The sequence below is a fragment of the Spiroplasma sp. hy2 genome (genome assembly GCF_044714365.1).
In the GTDB taxonomy this organism is placed as follows: domain Bacteria; phylum Bacillota_I; class Bacilli_A; order Mycoplasmatales; family Mycoplasmataceae; genus Spiroplasma; species Spiroplasma phoeniceum.
The window spans coordinates 1-7,327 of sequence record NZ_RXFZ02000036.1; the positions used below are offsets into that span (position 1 = coordinate 1).

The 7,327-nt window shown below is 21.8% G+C and carries 6 protein-coding genes; 1 reads left to right on the forward strand and 5 read right to left on the reverse strand.

The annotated features are described in order from the left end of the window. Positions 1-67 precede the first annotated feature (67 nt). From EHV01_RS02035 to EHV01_RS02055, 5 genes are read right to left on the reverse strand one after another with little or no spacing between them, the layout of a single operon-like run. On the reverse strand, positions 68-307 hold the full coding sequence (locus EHV01_RS02035; RefSeq protein ID WP_422065985.1) for a lipoprotein: 240 nt from the start codon (positions 305-307) through the stop codon (positions 68-70). A gap of 4 nt (positions 308-311) precedes the next feature. After that, the gene (locus EHV01_RS02040; RefSeq protein ID WP_422065986.1) at positions 312-1,331 is read right to left on the reverse strand and encodes a hypothetical protein; all 1,020 of its coding nucleotides are present in this window, start codon (positions 1,329-1,331) and stop codon (positions 312-314) included. Beyond that, positions 1,321-2,616: an OTU domain-containing protein gene (locus EHV01_RS02045; protein ID WP_422065987.1), complete on the reverse strand. Its 1,296-nt coding sequence runs from the start codon at positions 2,614-2,616 to the stop codon at positions 1,321-1,323. The genes EHV01_RS02040 and EHV01_RS02045 overlap by 11 nt, the downstream gene beginning before the upstream one ends. Beyond that, positions 2,552-3,550, reverse strand: coding sequence for an ankyrin repeat domain-containing protein (locus EHV01_RS02050; RefSeq protein ID WP_422065988.1), 999 nt, complete (start codon positions 3,548-3,550; stop codon positions 2,552-2,554). The genes EHV01_RS02045 and EHV01_RS02050 overlap by 65 nt, the downstream gene beginning before the upstream one ends. A 13-nt stretch (positions 3,551-3,563) precedes the next feature. Next, positions 3,564-5,405, reverse strand: coding sequence for a ribosome-inactivating family protein (locus EHV01_RS02055; RefSeq protein ID WP_422065989.1), 1,842 nt, complete (start codon positions 5,403-5,405; stop codon positions 3,564-3,566). A 377-nt stretch (positions 5,406-5,782) separates the two neighbouring features. On the opposite strand from EHV01_RS02055, the gene EHV01_RS02060 reads away from it, so the two are divergent. Then, on the forward strand, positions 5,783-7,096 hold the full coding sequence (locus EHV01_RS02060; RefSeq protein ID WP_422065990.1) for an Mbov_0401 family ICE element transposase-like protein: 1,314 nt from the start codon (positions 5,783-5,785) through the stop codon (positions 7,094-7,096). Positions 7,097-7,327: the final 231 nt, after the last annotated feature.

The window sequence follows — 7,327 nt, forward strand, 5'->3', positions numbered from 1 at the left end:
MMWACGCAAAACAAAATATTGTTTTGTTTGCATAATTTCAACTCCTTATTTAAAATATTAATAAAATTTATTTTGTAAAAATGTAAATACCACAAAAGTACAAAATGTGTGTGGTTTCTACATTTTCTTGTGGTGCTATTCATTCTAATTTATTACCTTTTATAATTTTACTATTTTCTTTTTTTAATTTTTCTATTTCTTCTGGAGATAGTTTTTTTAAAAAATTATTATTGTCGCATGCTATTAAATTGTTACTTCCGCTAGTAATTAAACTAATTGTTCCTAAAATAATTAATATTTTTTTCATTTTTCTATTCCTCCTCAATTATAAAATAACTGCCAATTGTATTTGTAACAATTTTTCAGCCGTGATTAGGATTAGATGAAAAATGATTATTTATTTCTTGAAAATGATTATAAATAATATTGATTAAAGTATTAATATCATCATCAGTAAGTGATCCTCCCCAACCACTATGATCTTCTTTGTGAAAATTAGTAATTTCTGATTTGATTTTATTTTTAAATTCTTGATAATTATTTGAATTTTCTTGATAAATTTGTTTAATTTTATCTCATTTAGTAATATTAATATCTAATTTTAATTGATCATGAGCTAAAAATTTATAGTATTTTTCAATTTCATTATATTGATTATGTGATTCATGTTTAACTGCTTGTGTATTATCATGACCACTTAATCATCAAATGATTGCTGTTCCGGCGATTGCTAATCCTCCAATTACTAATGATAAACCTAATGTTTCGGGAGCTAATGCACTAGCTGTCGCAGCTTCTGCACCAATTATAGATCCCTCTGTCGCAATAACTGCCGTTGTTCCTTCTGCGACTGATAAAGTTTCAGCCGCTGCCAAACCTTCTTCTGATAATAGTGAAGTCATTTCCATCGCTTCACCCGTTGATACGGCAGCATTGCTCGCCGCCCCCCCGCCACTAACAGTTATTTTTGTTCCAACCGCACTAATTCCGGCACCAATAGCAGATGTACCGATTGCTTTTAATTTATCTTTAAAATTTTTTTTATCATTTTCAGATAGATTTTGGTAATGTTGATTAATTTCATTTAATTTTTGTTGTTTTTCTGCTTTTGAAAGGGTGTTATATTTACTTATTGTCTTGGCATTTGTTTTTTGTAAATTTTCCATATTTTTATTTGTGCTTATTGGTTTATTTACTACAGGGGCATTTGTATTTATTTTATTATTGTTTTTAATTAAGTTAATTTCTAAATTTTCATCATTTTTCAAACTATTGTCTTCTGTTTTTTTATCTAAAAAATGATATTCATTTTTTTGTAATTTAATTTTCATTTTTTTCTTGTGGATTGATAATATTATTACCCTGATTATCATCATAATTGTTAGATAAAATTACCTTTGTCTCTGATTTTGTGTTTGTTGGTTGTAAATTATTTGGTCTATTTGTTGTGTCAACTACAGGGGTATTTTTCTGATTGTCATTAATAGCACTAGGGTGATTTGGTTGATCTTCTGGTGTTAAAGCAAAATTATAATGAGTTCTATTATTAACATGAAATAGATTTATAGTATTGGTTGAATTTTGATTAATTGGTTGATAAGGTGCATCATTATTTACACTAATATTAGCATTTAAAATATTGGCCATTGCTATTATTTCTGACAGACCACCTCATGTTGATGGTTGTCTCATTCTTTCCAAATAAGTAGAATCAATTTCATTATTTTCTTGAATAAGATTCCTAAATGTTAATTCACCATTACTAGTTGGAATTGTATCTAAATGTGATTGTATATAATCAATAACGCGATTACGAAAAACATTTGTAACTAAATTATTTGTCGTTTGATCTTGATATCATAATTGAGTATTGCTATTATTTTCTAAATTATATTGCTTTAATAATTTTTGAATAAGTTGCAAATATTTTAAATTTTCTTCACCAAATAATTGAATAAATCTTGTTTTAAATTTTTCATCATTATTTCTTACAGGTAATAAATAAGCAGTTGCTACAGATCAAAACAAACAACTATTATCCGGAAGAACATCATATAGATTATTTTGATTTTGCATTCCACTAATATTAACAGATTTAATAGATTGATTTTTAACTGGATAATTTTTTTTATTTCCAATATTATTCTCAGAATCATCATTTTTTTGTTTTTGTGGATAATTTGAATTATTTGTTTTTTTAGTAAGTGTAAATGTAACTTTTACTGTATCATCAGGATATATTTTATCAATTGTTTCAATACTTGCGGCAGTATCAGTAATGCTATTCTCGTGTACTTTAACTTTACTAATATCTAAATTAGGATTTAGTTCTCTTAGTTTATTTAAAATAGTTTCTGGACTATTATTATCTGGTAATTCCCCTAAATCAGTTTTTGTAATAACATCTGATAGTTGAATTTGTAATAATTCATTTAATTCTTTTCTATTGGTTTCTATTCTTTTTTTAATTTTCTTTTTTAATTGTTCTTTTTGCTCTGGTGTAAATTTTTCTGATAAATTCTTTATTAATTCTTCATCTTTTTTTATTTTTTTATTTAATTCATAATATTTTTCTAAAAAATTTAATACTTTTTCTCTTTGTTTTTTTTCAATCATTATTATTATTATTATTTTCTTTACAACAATTTAAAGATTGAGAAATCATCTCGATATTGTCATCTGCACCATTTGCAAGCAACAATTTAACAATTTCTATATGGTTTTGATGTATAGCAGCATGTATAGGCGATGACATTCCATACTTTTTAGATTTTATGTTAATAATTTTTTTAAATTCTTCAGAGACACCCCCCTTATATAATTTTTTAGCTTCTTTAATTAACAATTCAACAGCTTTTATATTGTTGTTGAATGATGCTGCATATAATGGTGTTATATTATCATTATTTTTTGTGTTAATTTCAGCACCATTTGCAAGTAATAATTTAATAATATTTATATTTTTAATTTTTAGTGTTCCAAATTGTTGCATCGCAAAATGTAAAGGGGTATTATTAAAATTATTTTTTGCGTTGATGAAATCTTTAAATTGTTGTGATTGTTCACCATATAGTTCTTTCGCTTTCTGTATAAATAATTCAACAGCTTTTATATTATTACTATATATAGCTAATTGTAAAGGGGTATTACCAGATTTATTTGGTTTATTAATAATTTCTTTTGGACTATTTTCTAATAAAAATTGTATTAATAAATTATTTTTACTTTCTTCTATTTCATCATTACTTATTTTTGATTGTGAAATTAAACGTAAATAACTATCTATATCTTTAATTTTTTCATTTATCATTTCTTGATCTATTTTTTTATCACTCACATCAAATAAACAAGCATAATGTAAAGGGGTATTACCAGATTTATTTGTTGCGTTTATTATTTCCGGTTTTTTTCAAATTAATAATTCTATAAAATCTAAATTATTTTTAATAACTAAAACGGATAATAATGGAATTTCCTCCATATTATTTAATTCATCATATGTTATTTTTTTATCGTAATGACAACTGACAAAAAGTTCATTTGTTTCCACAATTTTTATAATCCTAAAAAAAAATAGATTGTAGAAGCATTAAAAGACGATATTTAAATTGTTTTTCTTTATTTATTAATTTATTTAAATTTTTAATTTTTTCTTCATTTTGTGTTTTTTCTTTTTGTTTTTCTCAAATTTTTATTAATTTTTGATCTGAATTTAAAAAAATATTTTTTTCTATAATATTAAAAAATAATTTAAGCATCATTTCTAATCCGTTTTTATTTAAAATTAATTCTTTTTTAGTTTTTTTTAATTTTTTAATAATTCTATCTTGAATCATAAAATAGTTTATAAATAATTTTAAATCTTGAAAAATTTCTTTTTTCCTTTGTTCTAAATATTTACTGGCCGCTATTCATCCGCCAATTAATTGTTCAGAATAATTTTTTCATTGAATTTTATTATCATTTATAGAATTAATAATATTTTGAATATCTTCTTGAATATTTTTAAATTCAACTTGTTTTCCATCTTTTTCATAATTAAAATATTTAAGATGAGATCCAAAACGGATAAATTCACTAGTTATAAAAATCGTTTGCGTTAAATCATCTTTTATAGTTTGATTTTGTTTGTTATCATTATTAAATTTTGATAAATTTGAAATTGCATTATTTAAATTATTCTGAGAAATAATAATATTTTGATTAACAGCGTTTAAACCTTTATTTTGGTATGAACCATTGTAATTTAACATATGTTTTTTATTTTCATTTATTGAATATTTTTTTATTATTTTTTCATTTATTTTATTTTCTTTAATTTTTTTATGTTGAATTGTATTAATTTTACTTTCAATAATTGTATTTATTTCATTAAATACATTGTCTCATCTATAGTTTTTTATATTTTCTTCATATTCTCCTTTTTTAATTTCTGATTTCATTTTCCCCTTATTTAATAAACTTAGAGTATTTTGCCTTATTTGTTGAATTTTTTGATAAACATTTAATTTTTCTTGAATTTGACCGATATATATATTTTCTTTTTTTAATATTTCAACTTTTTCTTTTAATTCATTTAATTTATTAATATTTCCTGAATCTTGATTATTTATTTGAATTTGATTAAATAAATTTTTATTTAAAAAATCAATTTTTTCTTTATTTTCTTTATAATTTTTACTCAATTCTTTTTTTAAATTTTCTTTATTTTTGTCAATTTCTTCAATTATATTTTTGTTATTATTAAGTTTTTCTAAATCTAAAAGTTTAATTTCTTCTTTTATTTTTTGTCATTTTTTTAATTCTTCTGTTAAGTTTTTTATTTCTTGCTTTCATTGATCAATACTTTTTTCTTCTTTAAAATAAAAATATTGATTATTGTTATTGATAAATCCTTGCAGGTAAAAATTATCTAAATTAATTATTAATCTTATTTCATTGTTATCTTTATTTTTTAAAGTTAAAACTAAAATTCTTATCTTATCCACATTAAATTTTCTTAATTCTAAAATTTCTTCTAATTTTTCTATAATTTTAATATTAGCTTCTCGTTCATTTCTTTTATCTTGTGTTTCAAAATAATCTGTTCTAATAATTCCTTCATTATTTATCATTCTTAACGGGTCAAGTTGATTATTTTTAATAAGTTCTTGTAACATTTTTTGAATATTATCAGAATAATTTTCATCTAAAATAATTTCTTTTTCAATAATCTCAACTTTGCTATCTGAAATTGTTGAAAATTGAGATTGTTGATCATCTTGCGTTTTTGGAGTATTTGAGGTATTTTCGTTATTTTGTCTTTTTTTAATATTGTGTTTTCGATTAGGTGCTGCTGCAATGACTGATGGTATTGCATTTCCAGCTATCATAATTGTTCCTAATAATCCTAAAAGTTTTTTCATATTATTTCCTTTCTTCCTTGAATATTTTTTTCAATTTCTATTGACATTATATATATATATATATATATATATATAAGCTCTTTTAGAGCTGTTTTAGGAAGGTAGGAATATTGGGATGATTATTAGATTTCTTGCATTACTTGTTAAAATAATTAATATTATTTATTTTTTAACTTCTATTTTTTTACCATACATATGGGGATAACCATAACTGTTTGTTTTAATAAAAATTAAGATAGTTAATAATATTAATTATCGCCTCCAATTACAAAATTATTTTTAATCTTGTTTTTATTAAAATTAAATTTGACAAATATTTAAATTAGAGTTAGTGTGTGAGTATTATTTGATAATAATTAGAAAGTGGAAATGTTAAAATGATTACAAATATCGATTTTTTTAAAGATGCTGAAGAAGAAAATGATAAAAAATATATTGAAGATATTACTAAAAAATTAATTAAAAAAGATGATGAATTGTTTAAAATGACAAAAGAAGATCCACAATATCAAAAATATAAAATAAAAGAAAAAAGAAATAAAACTATAATAACAAAAAGATGCCATGTAACTATTCCGCGAAGAAGATATTATTATTTTGATGAAATTTTAAAAAGAAAAGTATATGTTTTTTTGTTAGATGAATATTTGGAAATTAAAAAATGACAAAGAACAGAAAATTCATTGCGCGAAAAAATATTATCATTTATGGGGGATGGAAAAAGATATGGTGATGTTATAGATACAGTTGCGGATTCAAAAGTTAGTAATATGACAATATCAAATATTTATAAGAATGTTGATTTAGATAAAATTGACTATATTCATATTAATCAAAGTAATAAAATAGATATTACTCGAGATACTATATATGTTCAAGCGGATGGTACATTTCAAACTATGCGAGATGATAAAACCAAAGAAAAACTAAAAGAACATATATTAATTTCTAGTATACATACTGGGTTTGATAAGGAAAAATCAACTGAAAAAAGACCAGTAATTGAAAATAAAAAAGGTGTTTTCGAAATGAATAATATTCCACATAAAATTAAAAATTTAACTAATATTAAGGTGTTTACAAATAAAGTTATTGAAGCAATGCATAGTTATAATATTAAAAAAGATACAAAGATTTTAGTTTTGGGTGATGGTGCAAATTATATTGAAACTATTGCTAATGCTATTGCAAAAGAATTTAAAGATAATATTCTTGATGTAAGTTTAGATAAGTATCATTTAGTTAAAAAAATTGAACATTTATGATCATATCGAAAAAGAAATAAAATGCAAGAAATAAAATATAATATAGCAAAACACTATTTTTATAATGGCAAATATGATGAATTATTAGATTTATTAAATTCTCTTTTGCCATATATTGTTGGAAATAAACGAAGTTATTTATTAAAAACAATTAAATATATTAAAAATAATGAAAAAGGTATTCGTAATCAAATTCTCCCTAATAATATCGGTTGTCATATGGAAGGTGATATTTCGAAAGCGAAAAGTGTTAAAGGTAGAGGAGGTAAAATTTATAATAAATTAACTTTTAATAATTTATTAACTGCTTCAATGATTAAAACTAATAGTGAAACGAATATGAAAAATAATAAAGAAATGAAAAATATTGTAATTAATAAAAATAATTTAGTTGAAGTTCTTAAAGTTAAAAATTTAAGTATTTAGTTTTTAATTTATTAATTTTAAAAATGTTAAATTAAATAAAAATTATTTTTTAGTGTGCAAAAATAATAAAAATAAAAAATATAATAGATAAATATTGACAATAAAATAKTTCTTTAATTTTGTAGAAAACTCTTGATATTTATAGAATATACTTAATTTTAGGTATATTTTTAATATATAAGAGGTAAATAATTGATGGAAAAAATAATTACAGAATTAAAAAACAGTTTA